Origin of the sequence: Pseudomonas sp. QE6 (assembly GCF_041379005.1) — a bacterium.
Lineage (GTDB): Bacteria > Pseudomonadota > Gammaproteobacteria > Pseudomonadales > Pseudomonadaceae > Pseudomonas.
Genome location: NZ_CP166873.1, coordinates 3,059,576 through 3,085,654 on the forward strand (window position 1 = coordinate 3,059,576; position 26,079 = coordinate 3,085,654).

Annotated in this window: 18 protein-coding genes and 1 pseudogene; 11 read left to right on the top strand and 8 right to left on the bottom strand. The window is 57.4% G+C overall.

Going from position 1 to position 26,079, the window contains the following annotated elements; translation table 11 throughout:
• Positions 1-41 precede the first annotated feature (41 nt).
• Positions 42-1,145 carry an AraC family transcriptional regulator gene (locus ACAW63_RS14245; RefSeq protein WP_371234507.1) on the bottom strand — a complete coding sequence of 368 codons (1,104 nt, stop codon included), beginning with the start codon at positions 1,143-1,145 and terminating at the stop codon, positions 42-44.
• A gap of 830 nt (positions 1,146-1,975) precedes the next feature.
• Positions 1,976-2,557, bottom strand: a complete 582-nt coding sequence (locus tag ACAW63_RS14250) for a TetR/AcrR family transcriptional regulator (protein WP_371234509.1) — start codon at positions 2,555-2,557, stop codon at positions 1,976-1,978.
• A gap of 450 nt (positions 2,558-3,007) precedes the next feature.
• Between ACAW63_RS14250 and ACAW63_RS14255 the strand changes: the two genes are divergently transcribed.
• The 9 genes from ACAW63_RS14255 to ACAW63_RS14295 all read left to right on the top strand — a co-directional run bounded on the left by ACAW63_RS14255 (position 3,008) and on the right by ACAW63_RS14295 (position 14,958).
• Entirely contained in the window at positions 3,008-4,426 is a 1,419-nt protein-coding gene (locus ACAW63_RS14255; protein WP_371234510.1) for a DUF1329 domain-containing protein, read from the top strand.
• Positions 4,427-4,505: 79 nt separating this feature from the next.
• The gene (locus tag ACAW63_RS14260; protein WP_371234512.1) at positions 4,506-6,122 is read left to right on the top strand and encodes a DUF1302 domain-containing protein; all 1,617 of its coding nucleotides are present in this window, start codon (positions 4,506-4,508) and stop codon (positions 6,120-6,122) included.
• A gap of 53 nt (positions 6,123-6,175) precedes the next feature.
• Entirely contained in the window at positions 6,176-8,548 is a 2,373-nt protein-coding gene (locus tag ACAW63_RS14265; protein WP_371234514.1) for an RND family transporter, read from the top strand.
• A 10-nt stretch (positions 8,549-8,558) separates the two neighbouring features.
• A complete protein-coding gene (locus ACAW63_RS14270; protein ID WP_371234515.1) occupies positions 8,559-9,524 on the top strand; it encodes a WD40/YVTN/BNR-like repeat-containing protein in 966 nt (321 codons plus the stop codon).
• 284 nt (positions 9,525-9,808) lie between these two features.
• On the top strand, positions 9,809-10,204 hold the full coding sequence (locus ACAW63_RS14275; RefSeq protein WP_371234517.1) for a hypothetical protein: 396 nt from the start codon (positions 9,809-9,811) through the stop codon (positions 10,202-10,204).
• 186 nt (positions 10,205-10,390) lie between these two features.
• Positions 10,391-11,386 (top strand): AraC family transcriptional regulator, encoded by a 996-nt coding sequence (locus ACAW63_RS14280; protein ID WP_371234518.1) that lies wholly within the window; start codon positions 10,391-10,393, stop codon positions 11,384-11,386.
• Between the two features lie 414 nt (positions 11,387-11,800).
• Positions 11,801-13,276, top strand: coding sequence for a flavin monoamine oxidase family protein (locus ACAW63_RS14285; RefSeq protein WP_371234520.1), 1,476 nt, complete (start codon positions 11,801-11,803; stop codon positions 13,274-13,276).
• Positions 13,273-13,929, top strand: a complete 657-nt coding sequence (locus ACAW63_RS14290; RefSeq protein ID WP_371234522.1) for a cytochrome c — start codon at positions 13,273-13,275, stop codon at positions 13,927-13,929. Before ACAW63_RS14285 ends, ACAW63_RS14290 begins: the two co-directional genes overlap by 4 nt.
• 180 nt (positions 13,930-14,109) lie before the next feature.
• Entirely contained in the window at positions 14,110-14,958 is an 849-nt protein-coding gene (locus ACAW63_RS14295) for an NAD(P)-dependent oxidoreductase (RefSeq protein ID WP_371234675.1), read from the top strand.
• A gap of 570 nt (positions 14,959-15,528) precedes the next feature.
• On the opposite strand, the pseudogene ACAW63_RS14300 reads toward ACAW63_RS14295, so the two are convergent.
• From ACAW63_RS14300 to ACAW63_RS14310, 3 genes and pseudogenes are all read right to left on the bottom strand, one after another.
• Positions 15,529-15,779: pseudogene (locus ACAW63_RS14300) on the bottom strand (IS5/IS1182 family transposase); the annotation flags it as partial.
• A gap of 197 nt (positions 15,780-15,976) precedes the next feature.
• A complete protein-coding gene (locus ACAW63_RS14305) occupies positions 15,977-18,151 on the bottom strand; it encodes a PQQ-dependent dehydrogenase, methanol/ethanol family (protein ID WP_371234524.1) in 2,175 nt (724 codons plus the stop codon).
• A gap of 146 nt (positions 18,152-18,297) precedes the next feature.
• Entirely contained in the window at positions 18,298-19,167 is an 870-nt protein-coding gene (locus ACAW63_RS14310; RefSeq protein WP_371234526.1) for a phytanoyl-CoA dioxygenase family protein, read from the bottom strand.
• 315 nt (positions 19,168-19,482) lie between these two features.
• Here ACAW63_RS14310 and ACAW63_RS14315 point away from each other — a divergent pair, with 315 nt between their 5' ends.
• Positions 19,483-20,682: a PucR family transcriptional regulator gene (locus ACAW63_RS14315; protein WP_371234527.1), complete on the top strand. Its 1,200-nt coding sequence runs from the start codon at positions 19,483-19,485 to the stop codon at positions 20,680-20,682.
• A gap of 214 nt (positions 20,683-20,896) precedes the next feature.
• On the opposite strand, the gene ACAW63_RS14320 is transcribed toward ACAW63_RS14315, so the two are convergent.
• From ACAW63_RS14320 to ACAW63_RS14330, 3 genes are all read right to left on the bottom strand, one after another.
• Positions 20,897-22,432 carry an IS66 family transposase gene (locus ACAW63_RS14320; RefSeq protein WP_371226197.1) on the bottom strand — a complete coding sequence of 512 codons (1,536 nt, stop codon included), beginning with the start codon at positions 22,430-22,432 and terminating at the stop codon, positions 20,897-20,899.
• Between the two features lie 63 nt (positions 22,433-22,495).
• Complete coding sequence (gene tnpB / locus ACAW63_RS14325) at positions 22,496-22,831, bottom strand: IS66 family insertion sequence element accessory protein TnpB (protein WP_371226199.1); 336 nt, start codon at positions 22,829-22,831, stop codon at positions 22,496-22,498.
• On the bottom strand, positions 22,828-23,148 hold the full coding sequence (locus ACAW63_RS14330; RefSeq protein WP_371226201.1) for a transposase: 321 nt from the start codon (positions 23,146-23,148) through the stop codon (positions 22,828-22,830). The genes tnpB and ACAW63_RS14330 overlap by 4 nt, the downstream gene beginning before the upstream one ends.
• Positions 23,149-23,949: 801 nt before the next feature.
• Between ACAW63_RS14330 and ACAW63_RS14335 the strand changes: the two genes are divergently transcribed.
• Positions 23,950-26,022 carry a PQQ-binding-like beta-propeller repeat protein gene (locus ACAW63_RS14335; protein ID WP_371226203.1) on the top strand — a complete coding sequence of 691 codons (2,073 nt, stop codon included), beginning with the start codon at positions 23,950-23,952 and terminating at the stop codon, positions 26,020-26,022.
• Positions 26,023-26,079 lie beyond the last annotated feature (57 nt).

Below are 26,079 nucleotides of genomic sequence, written 5' to 3' on the forward strand. Positions count from 1 at the left end.
GCCTTGTATCCGGGGATTCGGCGGAGACCTGCGATAAGTCACTACTCGCCATTAGATTTGTCGAGTGATGCCGCCTGCGTGGCTTCGAGGGTGTGCGCCGTTTCGTCGGACCCGAGGGCGGCGATCCATCGGGCATGCCGATGACGCTGCTTCCACTTCTGCGGGCTCATGCCGTTCCAGCGGGTGAAGGCACGGGAGAAGGCGCTGAGATCCGAATAGCCCAGCAATTCAGAAAGCTGTGTCAGGCTCAGGGATGAATCGCACAGGTAACGGGTAGCCATCGATTGCCGTGTCTCGTCCAGTAAATGCTGAAAGCTCGTGCTCTCTGATTGCAGATATCGCTGCAGGCTGCGAGGACTGATCTTCATCTGGTCGGCGACCTGATCGAGAGTGGCCTGGCTATTGGGCAGTTGCCTGCGCAGCAGCTTTTTTACGTAGGAGGGGAGTTCCTGCAAGGTGATCTGAGCCAGTTCGCCGATATGGCCTTTGGCGAGCTCATGGAACCCTTCATCGATGGCGCTCAGCGGGGACTCCAGCAGCGATTCATCGAAGACCCACGCATTGACCGGGCCGCCAAAGTGCGGCGTGACACCCAGAAGGTGTCTGTAAGCGCCGGTTTTTTCTCCTGGCGGATGCCGCAGTTGCAATGCGAGCGGTTTCCACGGATGCCCCAGCAGGTCCTGGATGAGCCGAGCACAGACTCCCATGGCCAACTCTACGGTCTGCCTTACCAACATGACATCGCCGTCGGTTACATCGTAGAGAAGTCGCGCGGTCCCACCCTGTCGTTCGAGATGGAGGTCCGCTCCGGTGCTATGAAAATGGAAGCACTGAGTCAATGCCTCGAGGACCTGGCCCAATGTACTGGTGCTCTTGACCACGTACAGCAAGCTGCCCAGCGCCTGTGGACCCTGGTGGAGGCCGAGTTGCAGCCCGAACAGCTGATTGTGCGATTGCCTCGCGCACAGCTCCAGCAAAGCAACGAATTGCGCACCTGAGATCAAGCCATCCACGGGGTCGTTGGGGAGTCCGATTTCAGCCAGGATGGTTTGCGGTTCGAGCCCTTGGCTGATCGCGAACTCATCAAATCCTGAAAGAGCGATACCGCGAACAAGAGAAGCCATTTCGATGCCTGGAAGATTCATTCGGCGCGGTGCAGTGCTCCGGCCATAGCAAAAGAGGCGGGAGTAAGGCCCCTTTGTGTAGTGGTTATTTGACAATACTACATCATGGCTCGGCACCCTTTGAGGCACGGGTCCACCGGGCGTGAATTGATTATTTTGTGGCGTGATATGTCAAGCTTCTGCGTGCATCAACGACCAGACTGGGGCCATCAATAATAAAAAGCACCAATGCTGGAGGTTCGCAATGCGTCACTTCACGTTTGCCTGTCTGACTCTTGCCATGGTCTTCAGCGCCGTTTACGTCCTGAAGCCCGCGAATCCGAGTCGAGTGGACGACCCGCGTATCGGACACCCGGTAGCCAGCATTGGCGAGATCTTCAGGCATTACTGAATACTGATCTCCCAATTGCCTGGGGCCCGCGCAACACAATGCTGGGTGTAGACCTGTCACGTATCAACTCTGAGGCCGGCTTCATCCAGGTCCAGATCTGAATCTGGCGGGGCTGGGCCATCTACCAGCCAATGCGCTCTGACAGCCGTTGCGCTGCCCTGATGGGGGCTGGCGATCGTGTGATTGCGGCAGCAAGATGAAAGGCATCATTCCCCACGGCGAAAATGGCCTATTCAGAACTCGGGGGCGTTTGGTGCCGAGGCTTCTTTCACCTGGCCGGACGTGCCCAGCTCGCTGGTACCTCTGGCGAAGATCCATGGGTCCCCGGATCGCCGCCATCGGCAAATTGGTGCTAGGCGGTAGCCTTGATCTGCTCCAATGCTTGATGACTGACAGCAGCGTGCTCACAGGGTTCGAACCTGCTCCGCTCGGGCAGACGTGTAAAGATCGGGACTGGGGTTTAGAGGTTTTCTACCAGCAACTTCAGCGCCAGGCAGGCCGTCTCGGTTTCCACTTTCAGCTGTTCCAGATCTCCATGGGCGGGCCAAGCAAGGAGCAGGCCATCGGCCAACTGAACGAGTAAGCGGCTGACAGTATTCAAGCGGGTCTTGTCAAATTGCGGGCCGACAGCCCGTTCCATGGCCTGTTCTGTGGCCTCCATGGCCATTGTGTAGATCTTTCTCGCCAGTTCCGGATTGTTGCGCAGGGTCCAGAAGAACAGCTCGGATTGCGCGCGGGCCAGGTCGGGGTGAGAGGCGAGCCATGTGATTAATTGGCGAAGCATCTCTGCGGCGCTTTCAGCGGGGGTAGGGCCGGCAGGGACATGTTCCATGGCCTGCTGCAGTTGGCTGAAAAGTGACTCATAGACCGCATAGAAAAGGTCGTCTTTCGTATGAAATACGTAGTGCAGCGACGCCAGGGGGCTATCTGCGGCGGCAGCGATACGCCGGGTCGTTGCATCGGCCACACCATGCTCGGCAATCACTTTGATGGTTGCTTCTACAAAGTCCTGTCTGCGCAGTTCAGCGCCCACTCTAGCCATAACTAACCTCTTTTCTGTGGCAATACCGTTTTATAGCCGTCCCGGCGCCGATGGCGGCGGATGCTACAGGATCTTCGTTCTTCCAGCCATGGCGCGACCTCTGATGCCCAGACGATGGCGTAACCGCTACACACGTCGAGCATTTGCGCCTGCGCCCGTGAGTCGGGAATCAATTCGTAACATGTGTTTCGTTAATTCCCAAAGTTGTGCGGCCTGTTGACACACATGGTGCGGCGCTGGGCGTGTGCGTATCGCTGATTAGTGGCTGATAAAACGTAACATTATGATAAATAAGGGAATTGGTGATTTTTCCAGGATTGGCATATGGATTGCTTTTAGTCAATGGACTTGGTCGCGTGATCATGTCGTCTGATTAAGAATGTGCGGTATTGCCGATTCCTCCCTCCGGGATGAACTCGCCGCCGCTCGAAGCCCCGTGAGGATCCTCCAATGAATGAAATGATTGAGCGACCAGAAGTCGGCATCTCCACCTGCCGTGGCGTCAGGCATCTGCTCGTGGCCATTGCCGCATCGACTGTGATTTGTTCGGTTCAGGCTGCGGAAAAGGATCCTGCGCTGCTGGGTGGCAAGCTGACGCCGTTGGGAGGGGAGGTCGCCGCAAGTGCCGATGGGGTGATCCCGGCCTGGACCCCGCCCGGCCAGCAGGACGTGGGTTGGAGCTACGGCCAGGTGCGTGGTCAGCACTGGAAGTTCAAGGGCGATAAGCCGCTCTACAGCATCGATGCCAAGAACGTCTCGCAGTACGCGAGCAAGCTGTCTCCTGGCCAGCTGGAGCTGTTCAAGAAGATCCCGGGCTATCGCATGGACGTGTACCCGACCCGTCGCAGCTGCGGTGCGCCGGATTTCGTGGTCGAGAACACCCGCAAGAACGTCGGTTTCGCAGCTCTGGATGCTTCGGGCCTGGCCCTGCAGGAAGCCCACGTCCCCGGCATTCCGTTCCCCATGCCCACCACCGGTGCGGAGGTGATGTGGAACATGAAGATGCGTTACCGCGGGCTGGGGCTTGAAATGAAGGGGTATCGGACCGGGATTTCGCCACGCCAGGGCGGCGAATGGCTGCACACCAAGCTCGACATGTTTGCGCGCACTGGCTGGGCCGAGAAGGGCAGTGCCCTGTTCTCGTCGGTCGGGCCCGTTGAGCTCGAGTCCTATTTCCTCTTCCAGGAGCCGGCCGCCCTGGCTGGCCAGGCCGGGGTGGTGGCGACCAATGCCGGCGAGCAGTCGACCACCTTCTACTACTTCCCCGGCCAGCGCCGCGTGCGCCGCATGCCTGCCTACTCCTACGACGCGCCCCAGATTGGCATGGACAACCAGTTCACCATCGACGAGTCGAACATGTTCTTCGGTCCGCTCGACCGTTTCGACTGGAAGCTGGTGGGCAAGCAGGAGCTGCTGGTGCCGTACAACGCCTTCGGTGCGCTCGATACATCCGCGAAGATCGAGGACGTAGCCCAGAAGGACTTCGTCGCTCCCGAGTCCCGGCGCTATGAGCTGCACCGTGTCTGGGTGGTCGAGGCCTCGGTGCGCCAGGGCATGCGTCACCAGGCGCCGAAGCGGCTGTTCTATATCGATGAGGACAGCTGGAACCTGCTGGTGGCCAACGACTACGACAAGCAAGGGCAGGTCTGGAAGGTTCGCGAGGCCTTTTCGATCCCGGTCTATGAAACGGGCACCTGCGACATGAGCGCAATGGTGCAGTTCAACCTCGCCGATGGTCGCTACCTGTACGACATGTTCACCGTCGGTTCAGGGCAGAACGATCACCACTGGCTGACCGAGCCGGGCAATCCGCGGCTGAAGCACGACTTCTATACCTCCGACAACCTTCGCTCCATCAGCGAACGCTAAGCGCGAATTAGGGGCCGACATGAGAAGAATAATTTCGCAAACATCGGGTCTTGTCCTTGCGTGCGCAACACCGCTGGCTATGGGGTTCACCTTCGATACGGAGAACATCCACGGCTCTTTCGATTCCACCCTCGCAGTCGGTATGGGTATCCGCACCCAGTCCCCGGGATGCGACCTGATCAATGCTGGCGCCGGCGGCCATAACCCCCCCGCGGGATGCCTGGATCCGGCGACATCTGGTATCGGCGATCAGGGCAACATGAACTACGGCAAGGGCGATCTGTTCACCAACTACATCAAGGGTGTCCACGAACTGGTGTTGAAGCTCCCCGAGGATTTCACCTTCATGGCGCGTGGTAACTGGAAGCGTGACTTCGCCGCCAGCGATACCACTGGGGCGTTGGCTGCCGAAACGCAGTACTGGCAGGGGATGGGCTCGGATATCGGCAAGGACGGGCTGACCGATGATGCGCGTGATGAGTTGGAGTTCAAGGCGCGCCTTCTTGATCTGTGGGTGAGCAAGACCTTCGACGTTGCTGATCATCAGGTCCGGGCGCGCCTGGGTAACCAGGTGATCAACTGGGGCGAGAGCCTGTTCGCGGTGGGTGGCATCAATGCCACCAACGCCTATGACTTCCAGGCGCTTTCGAGCCCGGGGGTGCAGCTCAAGGAGGCCGTACTGCCAGCCCCGATGCTCAGCGTCGCCTCGGGGCTGGGCCACGGCGTGAACGTCGAGTTCTACTACCAGTTCGGCTGGAACAAGAGCGAAATGCCGCCGGTGGGTAGCTACTGGTCGACCTACAACGTGCTCGGCGAGGGCATGAAAGAGTACGGCTACACCGACAAGGATGCCCGTGACAGCGGTCAGTGGGGGCTCTCGGTGCGCTGGCAGCCGGAGGACAGCGACGTCAACTACGGTCTCTACGTGCTGCGCTATCACGACAAGCTGCCGGAGCTGACCTACAACCAGACCACGTTCGCACCCAAATGGGTCTATCCGGAAGACCGTATGCTCTACGGCATTAGTGCCAACATGCCGGTCGGCGATTGGGCCGTAGGCACCGAGCTGTCCTATCGACCCAAGGAGGCGGTTCCACTCAATCCCGTGCCCGGTTTCGCCTATGGTCCGGCTCCTTGCTCGGGACGGGGAGGGGAGTGCTGGAAGGACACCAAGAAATTCCAGTGGCACCTGACGGGCCTCTATAGCATGACCAACGCCAACTCCCCGGACTTCCTGGACTTCACCAAGGCCAGCACCGCGACCTTCCTGTCCGAGCTGGTGGTGGTGAAGTACCCCGGACTGCATGACAGCTACGACGGTGAACTGATCTCCGCAGGGGGCAACACCTGGGTCCAGGACATGTCGCATTTCCCGCCCACGGCCCATGGCGACAAGACCTCCTCGGGGCTCCATCTCGACTTCAGCCTGACCTACGACGGCACGGTGATTCCGGGCTGGACGATGACGCCGGGTATCTACTACCAGACCTCTCTGGGCAGTGGCCGGACGCCGTCGATTTACTCGACCTATACCAAGGGCGCCAGCTCGATGAACCTGTATCTGAACTTCGTGCGCGCGCCGGGGAACTGGCAGGTCAACCTGAACTACGCGAAGTTCAACGATGGCGACACACCTTACGACCAGATGCTGCGTGATCGGGATTACGTTGGCCTGTCGGTTTCGCACTCTATGTGAGGCATGCTGTGAACACTCCTGTTGTGGATATAAGTGAAGCGAGGAGGCGTGGCGTGTTGCCACGCCTGGAGGGTTGGCTATTCAAGCAGCGCTGGGCAGTCCTGGCGCTGCTGGCTGTCTTTACGCTGGGCATGGCCTGGTTCGCCGTGCAGTTGCGCATGGACGCGGGCTTCGAAAAGCAGCTGCCGATCGGTCATGAGTATGTCGAGACGTTCCAGGCCTATCGCAATGACCTGCTGGGTGCCAATCGCCTGACCGTGGTGGTCAAGGCGCTGCACGGCAGCATCTGGAGCAAGGCCGGCCTGCAGCGTCTGTACGACGTGACCCAGGCGGTGACCTTCCTGCCGAACGTCTCGCGCAGCAGCGTGCGCTCGCTGTGGACGCCGAACGCTTTCGTCAACGAGATCACCGAGGAGGGCTTTCGCGCCGACCCGCTGATCCCCGGCACAGTGACTCCGGAGCGGCTCGATGACAAAACCGTCGGCATGATCGCCAACTCCACCGCCCAGGGAGGCTTCATTGGTACTCTGGTGTCGCGCGACCAGAGCAGTGCCATGATCACCGCCGAGCTCAATGAGCTCGATGCTTCCGGCGCCCACCTGGACTATGTGGCCTACAACCAGGTCCTGGAGGAGCAGATCCGCCAGAAGTTCGAGAATGGCGACTACGAGATCCAGATCATCGGCTTCGCCAAGCAGATCGGCGACATCGCCAAGGGCGCGTCCTCGGTCCTGGAGTTCTGCCTGCTGGCGCTGCTGCTGACCGCGGCGGCGGTGTACTGGTACTGCCATTCCGTGCGCTTCACCTTGCTGGCCCTGGGCTGCTCGCTGACCTCGCTGGTCTGGCAGTTCGGCAGCCTGCGCCTGCTGGGCTATGGCCTGGACCCGCTGGCGGTGTTGGTGCCGTTCCTGGTGTTCGCCATCGGGGTCTCCCATGGTGTGCAGCAGATCAACTTCATCGTGCGGGAGATTGCCTGCGGCAAGACCGTGGAGGAGGCGGCGCGCTCCAGCTTCAGCGGCCTGCTGATTCCGGGGACGCTGGCGCTGGTCACGGCCTTCGTTTCCTTCGTGACGCTGCTGCTGATCCCCATTCCCATGGTGCGTGAACTGGCGATCACCGCTTCCCTCGGGGTGGGCTACAAGATCATCACCAACCTGGTGATGCTGCCGCTGGTGGCGTCGATGCTGCGCGTGGACGGGACTTACGCCCAGGCCGAGGAGCTTTCCCGCGAGCGTCGTACCCGCTGGCTGCACGGGGTGGCGCGCCTGGCTGAATGGCGCAATGCCCGCCTGGTGCTGTGCCTGGCGCTGGTGGTGTTCGCCACCGCGGTCTGGCAGAGCCGTGACCGTGTCGTGGGAACCCTCCAGGCCGGCGCGCCGGAGCTGCGCGAGGACTCACGCTTCAACCGCGACGCGGTGTCCATCGCCAACAGCTACGACATCGGCCTGGACTGGCTCTCCGTGGTGTTCGAGGACAAGCCGGACGGTGCCGGCGATGGCGCGGCAAACGCTTGCGAAGACGTAGCCCTGGGGCAGTATCAGGACCGCTTCGTCTGGGCTATGCAGGGTGTTCCAGGGGTGCTGTCAGTGGCGTCCTTCTCCACCAACATGCGCCAGTTCAACGAGGGCTATAACGAAGGCAACCCGAAGATGAGCGCGGTCCCCATCGATCCATTGAACTACTCCGCACTGGCCACCGAGGTCGCGCGCACCTCGGGCATCATGCGCTCCGATTGCAGCATGACCGCTGTGCACCTGTACCTGGCGGACCACAAGGCGACGACCATTAACCGGGTGCTCAAGGCGGCCAAGGCCTTCCGTGCGCAGTACCCGATGCCGGGTATCACGGTGCGCCTGGCCTCCGGCAACGCCGGCCTGCTGGCGGCGATCAACGAGGAGGTGGAGAAGAGCGAGACGCCGATGCTGCTGTACGTCTACGCGGCCATCGCGCTGCTGGTGTTCGCCGTGTATCGCGACCTGCGCGCGGTGCTGGTGTGCTGCCTGCCGCTGACCATCGGCACCTTCATTGGTTACTGGTTCATGAAGGAACTGCAGATCGGGCTGACCATCGCGACCTTGCCGGTGATGGTGCTGGCGGTGGGGATCGGCGTGGATTACGCCTTCTACATCTACAACCGCCTGCAACTGCATCTGGCCAACGGCCAGTCGATCGTCAAGGCCGTCGAGCACGCGTTGCTGGAAGTCGGCGTGGCGACCATCTTCACCGCCATCACCCTGGCGGTTGGCGTGGCGACCTGGGCGTTCTCGGAACTCAAGTTCCAGGCCGATATGGGCAAGCTCCTGGCGTTCATGTTCATCGTCAACATGGTCATGGCGATGACGGTGTTGCCGGCCTTCGCCGTCTGGCTGGAGCGGGTGTTCCCGCGCAAGCGCCAAGTGCGCATGATCGGCGCGCTGGCGCATTGAGGAGAGATGCATGCGATACCTGAACTCAGTCTTGAGTGCCGCTCTTGTAGCGCTGCTGCCGCTGGCCTCCCCACAGGCTGCTCCGCTGAGCGCGGTGCAGGCCGCGTCGTCGAGCAGCGCCACCCAGGCAACCATGCTGGATGCCGCGTGGGCAGGGAAACGAATAGTTGCCGTTGGGGACCATGGCGTGGTGCTGCTGTCGGATGATCAAGGGACGAGCTATCGCCAGGCGCACTCGGTGCCGCTGTCCAGTCCGCTCACCGGCGTGAGCTTCGTCGATGCCAAGCAGGGATGGGCCGTCGGTCACTGGGGGGCGATCCTGGTCACTAACGATGGCGGTGATACCTGGCAGATCCAGCGCCTGTCCAGCGAACAGGATCGGCCTTTGTTCGCGGTGCATTTCTTCAATGCCCGTCAGGGCGTCGCGGTTGGCCTATGGTCGTTGGTGCTGACCACTGACGATGGTGGCAAGACCTGGACCGAGCAGACGCTGAAAGCCCCTCCTGGGGCCAGCCGTGCCGACCTCAATTTGATGGGGCTTTTTGCCGGCAGCCATGGCGATCTTTACGCCACTGCGGAGCGTGGCCAGTTACTGCGCTCCGATGACCAGGGAAAAAACTGGAGTTACCTGGAGACCGGCTACGAAGGCACCCTTTGGTCTGGCGCGGTGCTGGCCGATGGAAGCCTGCTGGTGGGCGGTCAGCGTGGCACGTTATTGCACGGTTCCGCGGAGGGTAAGGACTTTCGTCGTTTGCCGCTGGAGAGCAAGAGCTCGGTTACATCCGTTGCCGTGTCCGGCCCCCAGGTGCTGGCGGTTGGCCTCGATGGACTGATGGTGCGCAGTAGCAATGGGGGGCAGAGTTTCCAGGAGCAGCACTCGGCTGACGGCGTCTCGCTGACAGCCGCACTGCTCGATGGCCATGACGCGCCCGTACTGTTTTCACGACGCGGTGTAGTGCCCACACAAGCCAGGTAATCGGTTGCTGATGTGACGAGTCATTGGCTGTGCTCCAGCCCGTGCAGATGATTGTGATTGTGAGCGTTTGAGGGGCCCCGTGGTTAACGGATATACGGCCCCTCTTTTTTTGACTTGGGCAATGTTGCTTACATCGTACCGATTTGCTCCATTTACTCTGCGCATCACGGCTCTACCTCGTTCCTGGCTCCTTCCTGTGGAGCAGTATCTGCTTTCCCCAGCGCAGGGCTTACTTTCATGCAGGAGGATGCTGAGTGATAAATGCTGTACGTCTGGTGTTGGCCATGGCATGGCCGGTTATCGCCTGTGCGCAGGAAGTCGTCTACACCGATGCAGAGGCAGCGAGCAAGGCCCAATCGCTGGTCAAGGAAGCCTATGCCTTGCATGCCAAGGTCGCCGAGATCTGTGATGATGCGAGTGCCATGGGCCTCCTCTACGAGGCAGCCGAGGATGCCGTGAAAAAGTTGGATGGCTGGCCAGATCAAAAAAGCCAGACCCTTACCTCATATAATTCCTGTCGCCAGTCCATGGTGGACGTCCAGAGCTATGCCTACACCTGTGCCCAAGGTGAGTACAAAGGTAAGGCAGTGACGTACATGCAGCGCCGCTGGACAGAAGATACCGCCAGTTGTGACGAAGCCATTCGTGCTTCAGCTCTCTCGGGGAGTGGCCGCAACTAACCCTCGAATCGGGCGCCATTACCAGTAGTTTCTATCCAAACCCAGGTTCAAACTCCTGGGTCTAATGCTCTTGCCCGTACTTGCACCTCGCGATTCTTGGCAGAGCTTTACAATGTATTTAGGATTTTCAGGAGTAGCTGGGCCGAAACCCGCGCTCCGGCGATATTTTTGTTGCGATCATCGACCATGACTGACCGTTGCCACACAGTTTTCTGCGAAAGCCTGTTCGTGCGAAACGCTGCGCTTTTCGCCCCGCACCTGGCCGCAGTGGGGCTTGGCGACAAGGTTCTAACGTCGCCTGATGTGGAAATTCCACTGACCCAGTACATGGCTTTGTGGGAAGTGGTGGGGCGTGAGGTTTCGCCCGGCATAGGCCTTCACCTCGGTGCGCAAGCTCAAAGCAGCGACTGGGGGGCCTATGGATACGCCGCGCGCAGCGCGCCATCGATGCAGCTGGCGCTTCGCTGCTTAAGCCATTTCTATGCAGTGCTTGCCCAGGGTACGCGAACCGAAGTCAGCGTTGATGACAGGTCCGTTACGCTGATCTACCAGGTGGTCGATCCGCTCATAACTGAGCGTCGTCAAGATGCTGAGTATACAGCAAGTGCTGCACTCGCCATTTTGCGTGAACTGTCTAAGTGTTCCACCTTGAAGCCGATTCAGGTGGAGTTTGAGCACGATAGGTTGAGTGATGTTTCGGTTTATCAGGAAGTGTTTGGCTGTCCGGTTGTTTTTAATCAGCCCGATAATCGGATGGTGTTCTCTCATGGTCTTCTGGATATGCCGGTCCTGACTGCCGATTCCCGGCTATTTCAGGTGCTTGAACCATTCTTGCAGCGGCAGCAGTCAGCTCGTACCGAGTCGGAACTCCTCAGTCGGATGGGCGCATACATCGCCAGCGGCCTGGGCAGCGGTGGCGTAAATATCGAGTTCGTATCCAGTAGTATGAACATGGGCGTGCGTACCTTGCAGCGTCGACTCTCTGAGCAGGGTTTGGAGTTTTCTCAGGTGGTTGAAGATGTACGTCGCTCTTTGGCTGAAGAGTATGTCGGCAGATCTGACTACAGCTTTACCAACATTGCCTTGCTGCTCGGATATTCAGAAGCCAGTTCTTTCAGTCGTGCTTTTCGCCGCTGGACACAACTCTCCCCTCTAAAGTACCGCCAACGCGCCCGCTCCTGATGCCAAAAATTGGCATCACATGTCAGTTATTTGTCATGAGCTGGCAAGCGCGCACTCTCGGCATTTAGTATTTTTTCTATAAGCCCATTCTCTCGCTGGAATGTTTGTGGCATTGCCTGTCAATAATCTATTCGTTTGAGCTAATGGGTCAGATTGCGATCTGAGACTGCCCAAAGAATCTCGCCGAATTTCTTGATATGCACGGTCCATTAGTCAGTCTGTGCTGAGAGTGTGTTGGCATGTAATGCATTTCAAGCTTTGGCTTGTACAAGATCCAACCCGATAATAGCTAATAGACAAAAGTTGGCGGGATATGAGTGAACTAAATATTGGCATTATCCGTTTCCAGCGATTGAGGATGCGGAGAACTGAATCAGCCTCAATTCCGAGCTTGGCAGCTCAAGGGAGAGAACTATGAAAAAGTTTATCTCTGGAGGTTCTGTTGATCTTCCGCGCAGGCGATTGCTTCAGTTCGCCGGGGCCTCAATAGCTCTTGGTGGGCTTGGAATGAGGTCTGAGTGGGCAAATGCCAGTTCGGATGAAAATGTCCTCGATGTCGTTATCGTAGGCGCGGGTTTGGCAGGCCTGACTGCCGCCCGTAGTCTAGTCCAGGCAGGCTGTGAGTCTTTTCTGGTTGTAGAGGCGCGCAATCGTGTTGGAGGGCGCACCCTCAATCATGATCTGGGGAACGGGCAGATTTCAGAAGCGGGAGGGCAATGGATTGGGCCGGGGCAGACAGCCGTTGCGGATCTTGCCCGTGAGTTGGAAATAGGCACATTTCCAACGTATTACCAGGGCAAGTCGGTTTACCTCGGCGGTGACGGCCGCATGGCTGTGGATCTGAAGGGTACGCTCGGTACTGATGAATCTATCGGGGCAAAGCTAAGCGAACTCTCTCGAGATGTCCCGTCGGGGGCACCCTGGAAATCTCCCCGGGCTGCCGAGTTGGACAAATTGTCCGTGGGCGACTGGCTGTCTCATCAAGACCTGAAGCTTGAGCAGAAAGTAGGGTTCGAGGGAGGAGTGTTGATATCGGGAGGTATCATGCCCGCCAAGATGGGGCTGCTGCACTTCCTTTCCATGATCAACTCTGCCAACAGCACATACTCACAACTCGACTCAATCGTGCATAGCGCTCAGGAGACCCGTTTTATAGGAGGGTCTCAAATTCTGAGTATCAAAATGGCGGAGCAGTTGGGAGACAAAGTCAGACTTTCCAGCCCGGTACGCCAGATTGAGAACTGGGATAAGGAGATCGTGACCCTACGAACGGATACGGGTGAGCTACGAGCACGAAAAGTGATCATGGCTATACATCCCGCCCTTTGCCAGCAGATCAATTTCGCTCCCCAGCTTCCTGCAGCACGAGCGGCTCTACAACGAGCCTGGCCCGGTTATTCTCCGATGAGAAAAACGGCAATGGTTTATTCGCGACCGTTCTGGCGAGAGAAGGGGCTGAACGGTACCCTTGCACAAATAGGCGGGTCAGTAATCTGGGCCTACGACAATTCGCCACCGAATGGGGAAATCGGCGTCATTAACGCGTTCGTTCGCAGCGCATGGTTGCCATCGGACCTCGATCAAGCTAAGCGGGCTCAGGCCAAGGTATATGCTCAAGCGTTCGGTGAGGAGGCATTGTCACCGGTCGCTTATTACGATCACGACTGGGGAAAAGCAGATCCCTGGACGATTACCTGTGTCTCGGCAATCCCGCCTGGTTTCTGGAGTGAGCACGGTGAAGCCCTCCGTCCACCCTGTGGCAATTTGATCTGGTCAGGAACTGAAACGGCTGATATCTGGGCAGGGTATATGGATGGTGCCGTACGCTCGGGGCATCAAAGTGCACTGCAGGTTCTCAACGCTTTGCGCCATGTTGGGAGTCCGGCATGAAGAAGGCAATCCTACTTGGCGTCGCTATCATCGTCGCTGCTCTGCTGGCGATATGGGGACCTGATCTACTCGACCTCTATCGCCTGCAGAATTATGTCGAGACCTCTAATCATGCAGCCGAGGTCGATGGCGGTCCCTGGCCCCGCTTGACTGATGTTTGTGCCAGCTGTCATGGCGCTCAAGGGAAATCACAGAACCAAAATTATCCCAGTCTGGCAGGGCAGTCAGCACTGTATATAACCACCCAGCTCAAGAATTTTTCCAGTGGAAGCCGGAGTAATCCGTACATGAGTCCAATGGCAAATACATTGAGCGATGCCGATATAAAACTGCTAGCCGATTATTTTGCCAAGCAACATCCTGAAAATAACACCACTTACACTCCGGATCCTTCCGCGCGTGAAAAGGGTAAGAAACTTGTCGAAAACGGAGCCTGCGTCGGATGCCATGGGGCTCAGTTGATGGGCCACGATGGTTTTCCGCGCCTTGCTGGTCAGGGATTCGATTATCTGCTGTCGCAGTTGAACAATTTTGCAGACGGAAAGCGTAGCGAGCCTACAGGCGTGATGAAGAGCATTGCCAGTGCCGCCTCGCCCGAGGACCGGAAAGCGATTGCCAGCTACCTCGCCAGCCTTGCAATTGACAAGAAGTAAAGCGAGAGCATTTAGCTCAAGAGGTCACTCATTTCGAGATGGCCTTTATCCAGGTTCGTCGAGGCCCATAGGCCAAACTCCACAGCCGCGGAATTGCGGCGAAGCAAAGAGGGTTGCATCTTGCACAGTAATGATGACCGTAGTTCCGGCTTCGATGTGTCCATACTGGGTCTTGGGGCCATGGGAACGATAATGGCGCGAGCGTTCCTCAAACAGGGGAAGCGCGTGGCAATCTGGAATCGATCTCCCGGCAAGGCGGAGACGCTCGTCGCCGCCGGAGCTCACCTCTGCGAATCTGCAGAAGCCGCCTTGGCGGCCAGCCCCGTCGCGATTTGCGTGCTTCTGGACGGCGCCGCGTTACGCCAGACTCTTGGTGCGGATGGCGTGACCCATGCACTCGCCAACTGCACGATCGTCAATTTCACTACGGGCTCGGAAGAGGATGACCTGGCGCTTGAGGAACTCGTCACGCCAGCGGGTGGCCATTACGTCAAAGGGATGGTCGTGGCCTATCCGCGCAATGTCGGTCATCCCGAAAGCTATTGCATCTATACCGGCGAGCGTGAAGCCTTCGAGCGGCATCGTGAACTACTCGAAGTGCTCGCCGGACATGCGCTGTTCCTTCCCTGGGAAGAAGCGCTCGCGTTTGCGACCATGCTCCACGCGTATTCATTTGCCGCGATGGTTGCCTTTTACGAGGCCATAGGTGCGAGCCAGCATTTTGGTGTATCCCAGCCAAAGATGGCTCGGCTTTTACGCGACACTTCGCGTTTCTTCGTTGCCGATGCACTTGAGGATGCGGTGCGCCGGTTCGAGGAGCAGGATTTCGCGGGTGATCAGGCACGACTCGATGTGCATGCGAGTGCCTTCGCAGTCATTGCCGAATCCATGCATGCGGGCGGTGCCCGAACCCCGGTCTTCGACGCAGTGTGCCAGGTGGTAGAGCGCGCGCAGTCCATGGGGTATGGCGATCAGGACATCGCGGCCGCCACCAAGTCATTCGCGCCCGAAGCTGCCGATCGGCGCTGACCAGAACTCGGCGCATCTCAAGGCGCAGGACGGTGATCGAGGTCGATAATCGCCGGGTCAGCACCGTGCCTTAACTTTCCCGGAAGAGTTTTGAGGTGCGCTGAAAGCTGCGAAACGTGATGGTCGTGTAATTCTCGTGAGGCCTTTGTCGCGCTTGCGTTCACGCAAAGGCCTTCTGTCGGGGCGGGAAGTCGCATCCGGAGATCGGTTTGCTGATGCAGTCGCCTTGAGCTTCCTCGCCCCCCGCTGGACAGCCTGTCCATGACCTCATGCAATTCCCCCTTCGGTGACTACCTCGGTGCCCAGGCTATGGGCCGATCGACTTCACAATGGCTGCCGACTCCTTGTAGCTATCCAGGCCGCTGACGAAGGGCTGGGCTGGTCTACTGGTATCTGCTTCAGATATAGGGACCGCGCTTTCCGAGAAGGTGATGAGCTGGCTGGCCCCGACAGGGATGGTCCCAGCGCACCTGTGCCTCTCCGCTGGCACGCTTCGATTCCATGTGTAGTTTTGGCTGAAACAGCAGGAGTAACGCGTCTCGGGCGATGGCGCGTCGCAGATCGGTCATCGGCGCCAGACGAGGCTCGGGTTGTTCGGACCGCCGTGGAGTCGATCATCCAGGTATCCAGATTGATTCGACCTTTCTGATCCGGGCGAATGTACAAACGCTCAAGCACTTGATCGAATGTGCTGTCCTCCGTCCAATCACGAAAGTGCTGATGCACCGTCGACCATGGGCCGAAGCGCTCCAGCACCAGATCGGCGATGAGTTCCCAGGCTGCATCTGGAGTTCATGGCGCTTTGCCGTGCAGGCCTCCAGTCTGTCATGGCGCCGATGCTACCCGTTCGGACTTTTCGTACAGAACCTGGAGTGCTACCGCGTCCTTCGATCAAGGGGGCGATATTTCTGCGGGATATTTTCGGGAGGGGAGTAGAAACCAAGAGACATTCTTGGTTTCTACTTTGAGTGCTACCAATTTTCAGTTTTATAAATTGCTAATCGGATCGTTGATCCGTTTAGTGCTCCAATGCTTCGTATTTTCCGCTTTTGATTTCCGTGCAAAACTCAGCTGATTTCTCTCCCAGTGCATCCTGCTGAGCGCAATAGTCTTTCCAGGTGCGGTAAAGTACCCAGTCATGAATCTGGTTTGCCTGCTCCATATTGATCATTCCGGCGAAGTTAGGCATCCCCTTGTCTGCACGCCCGCCAAACAATACACCCAGCCACATGTCGTGAACTTCGCTTGGAGCGAAGCGCAGATCCGGAATGCCACCGTCCAGGATCCTTCTACCGCGAGTAGCAACATGGGCGCCGTGGCAGGAGTAGCAACTGGATAGTTTCCATAGCGATTTGCCGGCCAGCGCATTCTCTACATTAGTGGGTTGCTTGGGCGGCAAAGGAATCCGAGCGTTAAGAGGTACGCTTTCCGGTAGCTTTCCGTTACCACCCAATTTGAAGGCCATCAGCATCGTCTTGCCAACGCTGGAGTCGCCGTCGCGAGTCATTTCCGGGTTGGTGGCATAGCTCATAGCGGTTCCTTCGCCCGCATTGATGAGCACGTATTGCTCGCCATCAACCATTGCGGTCGCAGGGTTGCCGGCAATTGGGACGCCTGATTCAAAATGCCACAGGGACTTCCCGGACGTGGAATCATAAGCACCAAAACGTCCTGTGGTTTCCCCAAAGAATACCAGGTTGCCGGCCGTGGATAGGGTACCGCCATTGTAGGGGAACTTGAGATCGACCTTCCAGGCCGGTGCTTTTTTCAAAGGATCCCAGGCTATCAACTTGCCGTTATTGAGTATCGGCTTTTCATCCGGCCCCAGGTTGGTAAGATCGGGCAGGCCGTCACCGTTAGGACCTACTGTCCAATATGTGCCTTTCTCGCTCGCGCCAAAATAGACCAGGCCAGACTGCGGGTTGAATGACATCGACTGCCAATTGTGCCCGCCGGTAATAGCCGGATAGACAAGAGTTTTTTTGTCAGGATGACGGTAATACTCTCCGGCAGGATCAATGACCGGCCGGCCGGTCTTAAGGTCAACATGGGTGGCCCAGTTTACGGGAACGAACGGATCGGCAGAGAGCAGCTTTCCGGTTTTGGCATCCAGTACATAGAAGAAGCCATTCTTGGGCGCTTGCATGACGACCCGGCGCGCTTTGCCATTCATGACCACGTCGGTCACCAGGATGTGCATCGCGGCGTCGTAATCGAAGCTGTCTTCCGGAGTTGTCTGGTAGTGCCACTTATATTTTCCGGTGTCTGCGTCAACGGCAACTATCGAGTTGGTGAATAACCGATCGCCATCGTTCTTGAGGGCATGGCTATAAGGCAGTGAGCTTGCGGTGCCAAATATCAGCTGGTTGGTTTCGGCGTCAAAGGTAATGGCATCCCATGCTGCCGCACCTCCGACCTCCGAATATCCACCTTTCCAGGTCTTGGCTGCCATTCGCACAGCGTCATCTTCGTAGGCTGTACCAGGAGCTCCCGGCGTCGTCCAAAAGCGCCACACAACTTTACCGGTGTTGCTGTCAAAGGCTACTACTGAGCCCCGGGCTCCCATTTCCGAGCCGGAGTGCCCAATGAAGACCTTGCCATTGCCGAAACTCGGCGCGCCAGTAACACCTCCGCCGAGACCGCCGGAGGTAGCGGTATCACATACCTGGGAGTCCCATAGCTGAGTACCTTTCTCCGCGTCAATAGCAATAAGCCGACAGTCGCCGGTTCCTACGAAGACTTTACCTTCCGAGAAAGCGACACCTCGATTGGTTCGAGCGCTCCAGGATGATCCAGGGCTGGCGTCCAGCTTGAGTTTTGGTGTGAATTTCCACAATTGCTTTCCGCTTCTCACGTCTATTGCGTAGACAACGGAAAGTGCTGCGCTTATATAGGCAACGTCATTGACAATGATCGGCTCGGAGACAAGTCCGAGCGGGGTGTCGACGCTCGTCGCCCATGCCAGTCCAAGTTTATCGATGTTGCTCTTGTTGATTTCTTTCAGTTGGCTGTAATAGGGCTTGCCCGGCTGCCCGCCGCCATATTTCCACTCATTGGAAGCGCCACTTGCCGCTGTGGTCGGAGAGCTTGCAATTGAGTTTGCCGAAAAAACGGATATGAAAAGCAGCGAAGCCGCTGTCGTCACGCTACCGACGAGGCTCCGATGGCATGGGGCTTTCTGATGGAACATCATGGTCTATCGTCCAGGCTGTTGTTAATGGTTTTTATAATTGCGCTCTCGCCATCTTTCTATGGGCGCACAGATTTCCGTTTTCGTCCCAGTAGGCGAACTGTAATCAGAGGAGGGGAGTGCCTTTCCTCACAAACTGATTCCTCCCATCAGAGCTTGAGATAGTCCGCCAGATCTGCATAGTTATGTTGCCAGAGGCCCGGACTGCCATTGGGGTATTGAGAGCGGAAGCCGATGATTTTCTGAACGCGAGGAGAGAGGGTCCTGACCACATCAAGAGGAACAATCAGCGGATAGGCTTCTTCAGGTGTGAGAATCGAAGCCTGCATTGGAATCGTTAGGCCGCGACGGTACTGATTGGTTGTTATGTTGGCCCCCCCACCATGAACGACCTTCCCTCCGAACAGCACGGCATCACCTGCTTTCAACTCAATAGGAATTGTCATTTCTGGCGATCCCACATCTTCGAAATCATCCCAGTTCTGACTGCCAGGAATTACCCGAGTAGCACCATTTTCCTCAGTGAAATCTGTCAGGGCCAACATAAGATTAGTAATGGCGCGCGGTGCATCCTTGTTCATGGCAACAAAGGGCTGATATTGAGCCATATCACGATGCAGCATTTGTGCTTTATTACCTGGCCCGATTTCTATCAGCTGAGCGGTTGTCAGCCACCAGTCACCACACTCTGGCTCGTAAAGCACCCGCCCCATTTCGTGAAAGAGGTCGTCATCCAGGATTTCCTCACGAAAGGTCTTGCTATATGTAACAAGGTTGGTGAGTCTTTTTGTCTGGTGGCCATGAAACTCGGCAATAAGTTCGTGTTCGTGCTTGGAGCCTGCATCCAACGCGGCAAGCGGCACTTCGAGTTCGTCGTTGATCCGCAGTACTTGCTCGGGGGTCATGAAGCCTCGAATGATGACAGCTCCCATTTGATCGCAAAGCAGAACAATCTCCTCGGCGGAGGTCGATCGAGTTACAGCTGGTAGGCTTGGGATGGAATCTCGATGGTTGGACATTGAAGTAACTCCAAATAAGTATCCAGAGGAACGGCTGTGTCCAGATTGGTTCGTCAGCACGACTAATCAGTTGGCCTGGTTAACAGCCTCGTCATTACGATCGTTACTGCACTGAATTCAAAATAAGCATGGGAATAGATGGCGCCTCCTTGTGATTATTTTTGCGCTCAAGCAGTGATTTCATGCTATTTTTGCCACTGACCTCCGGCAAGGTACAAAATGCACACCTTCCATTGGATTTTTGACTGATTTGCACCTTCTATGAGCAGCACTCCGTCCCTCTGGCCACGTCCATCCGAAGCCGTTCGTGAGCTCATGCGCAAAGGCGCCGAAATAGCTCAGGGCCTGCCGTCGGAGTGGATCGATAGCCTGGATCAATCGCTTTTTTCTTCACCGGACGGTGCGAAGCTGCTGGAGGACCCGGTCATTCTGGCGGCGTGCCGGCGAGCCAATCGCGCAGAGTTGCTGCATTGGGCGAACGCAAACCAGCAGCGTCCCGGGGAGCCGGTGGAGCCCTATGTTTCTACTGACATGGTGGATACGGCCAGGGAGCTCGTGCGCAAGGGCATGTCCGAGCTATTACTGAACGCTGCAAGAGCCGCACAAAATGCAGCCTGGGAACTCTGGATGAAGATGGCGTTCAGCCTGACCCGGGACCCAGGGGAGCTTGAGGAGTTGTTGGCGGTCTCGTCGCGCTCGATCTCGGAATTCATCGACAGCAACATGCGGCTGGTTACCCAGATCATTCTGGAAGAAAAGAATGCCGATCCTCATCACGACCTCATAGACAAACGCAGCCTGGTCAGTCGATTGCTCGATGGCAGAGAGGCGGATGCTGAGCTGTTCAGCAGACGATTGGGCTACGCCATCTCCCAGAAGCACTATGCCTGCCTCGTCTGGAGCGAAGCCCCTGATGCAGAAATCCGCCCATTGGAGAACATGGCCCGCGCGTTGGCCCGCCTCACTGGAGCAGCAGCGCCTCTTATCGTATTGGCTGGCCCTGCAACCTTATGGGTCTGGAGCTGCGCAGCAAAACCTCTGGACCTGAACATGCTGCAAGGCGTCATTCACCAGTTTCCAAAGGTGCGTGCGGCAATAGGCTCAGCAGGATCGGGCCTGAACGGCTTCCGACGGTCACACCTGGAGGCCCTGACCACGCAGAGACTGATGGGGCGATTGGCTGGAGCCCCGCCCGTTGTCAGCATTGATCAGGTCAGGATGGTCTCGCTAATGACACAGGACGCCCGTGCGGCCCGGGAGTTCATCTCGAGCACGCTGGGACGGTTGGCGACGGAATCCGTAGTCCTTCAGCGCTCGCTGCTCGCATTCCTGGCCAATGGCTGCAATATCACCCAGACCGCTGAAGCGCTCGGCACGCACCGCAATACGTTGTTGCGCCGGCTGGAGCGCGCTCAGGACCTGCTGCCGGTCCCGCTTGCTGAGCACCGTATTCAGATTGCCGCAGCACTTGAGCTGCTGATCTGGAGTACCCCGCTCAATGGTGGCGAACAATAGCGGTCTCCAAAGACCTTGTCATTGCCGACTCTTGGCGTGCCAGTAACGCCTCAGCGGTATCTGTTATTAACAAGTCTTATAATTACGCTCTCGCCATCTTGCTATGAACGCATAGTTTTCCCGCCCTCGCGGCAGCAGAGGATATGTGCGGCTAACGATGAGCATCTTTTTTCGTGATTGAATGTAAGCGTCCGCCCAACTCACCTTGCGTAAGTCAGGCCGGCACCCACTGATGCGGTAGCAATTGCCCAATCTCACTGGCCCGCTGTGTCGGCAGCCGCGTCAGCACATCCTTGAGATAGGCATACGGATCATGCCCATTCATGCGTGCCGACTGGATCAAACTCATGATGGCCGCAGCCCGTTTACCGCTGCGCAGGGATCCAGCAAATAACCAGTTCGAGCGCCCGAGCGCCCATGGCCGTATCTGGTTTTCAACTTGGTTGTTGTCGATGGGCACAGCCCCATCGTCCAGGTAGCGCGTCAGCGCTACCCAGCGTTTCAGGCTGTAATCGAAGGCTTTAGCTGTGGCTGATCCGTTGGGCACCAAGCCGCGCTGGACCAACATCCAGTCATGCAGTGTTTTGATGATCGGCACCGCCATTTCCTGGCGTATTCGCCAGCGGTCTTCATCGCTCATGTCCCGCGCCTGGCGTTCAACCTCGTACAAGCCACTGATCGAGTGCAGGGCCTGTTCAGCCAGCTGACTTTTGTTCGCCACGTGCAGATCAAAGAACTTGCGACGGGCGTGGGCCATACAGCCGATTTCAGTGATGCCTTGCTCAAACCCGGCTTTGTAGCCAGCGAAGTCGTCGCAGACCAGCTTGCCGTTCCAGTCGCCCAGGAAGTTGCGCGCATGTTCGCCAGCACGACTTGGGCTGAAGTCGTAAACCACCGTCTTGAGCGCCGAAAACGGCGTAGTGCTGTAGGCCCAGACGTAGGCGCGGTGGGTTTTCTTCTCGCCCGGCGCAAGCATTTGCACGGGTGTTTCATCGGCGTGAATCACGCCTTGGCTCAGCACTGCTTCATGCAGTGCATCGACCAGCGGCTGGAGCCGCACGCCGGTTTGTCCGACCCACTGAGCCAAGGTTGAGCGAGCAATTTCCAGCCCGGAGCGGCCAAAGATTTTCTCCTGCCGGTACAGCGGCAAGTGATCAGCAAACTTGGCCACCATCACGTGGGCCAGCAAGCCTGCGGTCGGGATACCTTTGTCGATAACCTGCGCCGGCACTGGCGCCTGGATCAGGGTTTCGCACTGGCGGCAGGCCCATTTGCCCCGCACATGCTGCTCGACGGTAAACACGCCCGGCGTGTAGTCCAGCTTTTCGCTGATGTCTTCGCCGATGCGTTGAAGTTGGCAGCCACAGGCGCACTGGGTGTTTTCAGGTTCGTGACGAATCACCGTGCGTGGAAACTGCGGCGGCAAAGGCGCACGCTTCGGGGATTGTCGTGCTTCGGCCTGTGGCGCAGCTGGGAGGAGCTGTTTTAGCTCGGCCTCGATAGCTTCAAGGTCTGTGTCGAGCAGGTCATCCAGCAAGCTGCTTTGCGCTGGGCTGATTTGCTCGCTGCGCTTGGCAAACTTGTGCCGTTTAAGTAGGGCAATTTCGTAAGTGAGCTGCTCAATGACGGTTTGATCGTTCTGGATCTTTCTGCTCATCGCCTCGACCTGGGATTGCAACTGCAACGCCTGTGCCGCCAAGGCACGAAGCTGTTCCGGGGTCATCTGGTCGAGGTTGGGCGAGAAAGTCATGCCACCGATTGTGCCAGAGCAGGCTCGGGACGACGACAAGTAGACCGGCCAAATGGCCGGCGTTTACAGCATGCTAATCACACCGCCGGCGCCGACGCGCTGCCACGGCAGGCCCAGTACCAACGCCTGGAGTTGCTCGCTGTCGAGTTCGACCTCGCTGCCATGACGAATGCCGGGCCAGTGGAACTTGCCTTGGTTCAGTCGACGCGCTGCAAGCCAGACGCCGAGGCCATCGTGCACCAGCACTTTCATCCGGTTAGCCCGGCGATTGGCGAACAGATAAGCGCAGTGCGGCTTCGCCGCACCGAACACCGCAATCACCCGGGCTAATGCTGTCTCGGTGCCGGCGCGCATGTCCATCGGCTCGGTGGCCAGCCAGATGGCATCGATGCGGATCATTGAGCGACAGCTCGAATGAATTGCGCGCAGCCCTCGGGATCCGAGGTTGGCCATTTCACTGTGATCACTTGTCCGGCCATGGGCAACTCGATGATCACTGACGTTTCGGCGGGCCGTTTAGGTGCAGCCTTCAGCGGGACAAATGCCGGCAGCGAAGGCGTTGCGGACTGGTCTCGATAGAGCGGCAGCCATTTGCGGATGACATTGGCGTTGATGCCATGGCTGATGGCGACGCTGGACACGGTTGCGCCAGGTTGCAGACATTCCTGAACGACTTGGGCTTTGAAAGGTTTGGGGTAAGAGCTTCGTTGGCGCATGGAAATCCTGGCGATAAGGGTGATCGCGTCCGCTTAAAAATACGCGGACACCATCGCCCTTAAAGCTGGAGTTCGGAAGGTGAGTTCGCCGGACGCTTACGATTGAATTTCGTGGCGCCATGCATCTTTCGGTACTGAGCCGCTCTTAAGCATGAATTTCTGCTCATGGGATTGCGAGGCGATTGATCCCGAAACATCCATGATCCCATGGTGAAAAATGGCGGGGTTATAAGATTTGGCCAATCGGCCGGGAGCTTCGTCTCTCCCGGGGGAAGTACTCTCGTCTTATCAGTCGGTTACCTGCAGAGAGCAAATGAAGAGGCATCAAGGCTCTCAGATGAGGTGGCTGCACTTCTTGAGGATCAACCACCGCGAAGGCTCCTTGAGCTCGCGGCAGTGCCCTGCCGTTGTTCGCCTTGCTGCTTTCTGGTGCACGGTGCGGGCAGGACCGCTGGAGCACTCGGGGCATCTTGCACGCCAGCCATTGCATGGTTAGGCGCCTATTATTTTTCTATGCTATTGATTTATAAGTAAAAAAATATTTTTCTGGCGTGGCGTCTACGTTGCTGGTCAAATGACCAACATTGGTCTTGGTCGAACGACTTGGCCAGCCGACAATCATGCGCCAGAAGTGTCTGGGGCTATTGGTTTTTCAACGCGGCTGGCGGATGAAAAATTGCTGCTTAAGTTGATTTTTCGCATGTGTAGTCGTCTTCGATTTGTCCAGTGAGCTATTTATGCGTTTGATGGAAGTCGCATAAATTTTTCTCGGCTCTGGCGTTGATAAAGTAGAGGAAAAATATGAGGGTAATAATTTTAGCTTCGCTGGCAATTGCTGTTGCTGGCTGTGGAGTTGAGGGTCAGTCAACTCAAAAGCAAAATACGAACTGGGAGTTTCTCGGTAACTCCAGTGAGATGCAGCACTCCTCGGAATTGAAGGTGATTAACAAGGATAATATTGGTTCCTTGGGGCTGGCGTGGTGGGTGGAGTTACCCGTTAGCGACGGCTTGGTTGGTAATCCTCTGGTCAAGGATGGCATCGTTTTTCAAGGAGCGCCCAACGGCCAGATAATTGCCAATGATGTAAAAACCGGCAAGCTGATTTGGAATTTTAAAGATGATAACGCGCAGCAGGGGTCATCTTTCGCAGGATATTGGGGGCGCCGGTTTAATCGGGGAGTGGCATTAAGCGGAAGCAATGTGATTATCGCTTCCGGAGACTGTCGTTTAATCGCCGTTGACCAACACACTGGTAAGAAGGTCTGGGAAGCCAAATCGTGCGATTCAGCAGATATGTACGCTATCACTGCTGCACCGCGAGTGGGTAATGGTTTGGTCTTTACAGGTAATGCCTGTCTCGATACAGGAACGACTCGCGGATATGTAGATGCATTTGACGCGAAGACTGGGGATCATCGTTGGCGCTTCTACACGGTTCCTGACGATCCCTCGAAGCCTCAATCAGCGCTGTATGAGAACGCTGCTAAAACCTGGGGCAAGGATTGGTATTCGAAGTCTCATGGGTGCGGAAGCGCCTGGGATGCCATGACCTATGATCCGCAGCTCAATCTGCTCTATATCGGGGTAGGAGGCCCCGCGCCGTTCGACCCGTCTCGGCGCGGCGAGAATGCGGGCGATGAGCTTTTTACAAATTCCATCGTGGCATTGGATGCCAGTACTGGCGAATACAAGTGGCACTTCAAGCAAACACCTCAGGATGGTTGGAACTATGATTCTAGCGTCGGCATCATGGTCGCCAACATTACGGTGGGTGGCGAGTCGAAGAGGGCGGTGCTGAGTGTGCCGAAGAGTGGATTCGCATATGCCCTGGATGCGCAGACCGGTAAGTTCATTTCCGGGGGGGCTTATATGCCAATGGAATGGGCCTCTGGGTTGGATGCCAATGGTCGCCCTATCGTGAGACGGGAAGGGCAGTATTGGTTGAACTCCAGCAAGAGTTATATGCAACTCCCAAATGGCCTTGGCGCGCATGGCTGGGAGGCATTAGCGTTCAATCCGGACGATGAAACGGTATTCATACCAGCAATGTCCCAGCCGACTCTCGTCAAGGATGATCCTGACTCTGCCCTCGGTGGCCAGTCGTTTGAGCCTATCCAGCGCTCCGCCGATGGTAAGTACGAAACTTATGGTGAGACAGTCGCCTGGGACGTGCGCAAGAGCGCCGTGAAGTGGCGGTCGCGCTTGCCGATGCCTACCAACGGCGGCTTGCTGCATACGGCTGGTGGCCTGGTATTCCAGGGCACCGGTGACGGGCGTCTTCAGGTATTGGACGATGCGACGGGCAAAACGTTGTGGAGTCATGATATCGGTGGGGCGGTGCGGGCAGCCCCCTCGACAGTCATGGTTGATGGCGAGCAGTACGTTCTGCTTGCGACGGGGACGGGGACGGCGGCTGCGACGGGCTCTCTGAACGCGGACGCCGCTTCTGCTCTGAAGGCGAGGACCTCGCCACGTCTATTGGCTTTCAAGGTTGGCGGCACAAAAGAGTACCCACCATTTGCACCGGTGCAAAAAGTGCCTGCGCCCCTCACTCCCCGACAGCCTGAAGACGCAGCAGCCTTTGGCAAGGCGTTGTTTGAGGCAAGTGGCTGTATAGAGTGCCATGGTCTGCATGGCAACGCGGCTGGTGGCCGCGTGCCCAACCTCATTTACGCGCCGCCACCGAGCTACGACTTCTTTGAGTCTGTCGTGCGGCAGGGCGCACTGTCTAAAGGCGGTGGTGGAATGCCCGCCTTTGCGGACTTTACCGATGATCAGCTCAAGGCGATTTTTGCCTACCTGATTAATCAGGCTTGGGATGCCCATGAGGGCAAGGGGCCGGTTGAAGGTACTCGCTGGAGTACCTCTCAATAGGCCATTGCTTCTGGCCGATTAAAGAAAAAGGGCCGGTGGGCATTGCCCCCGGCCCTT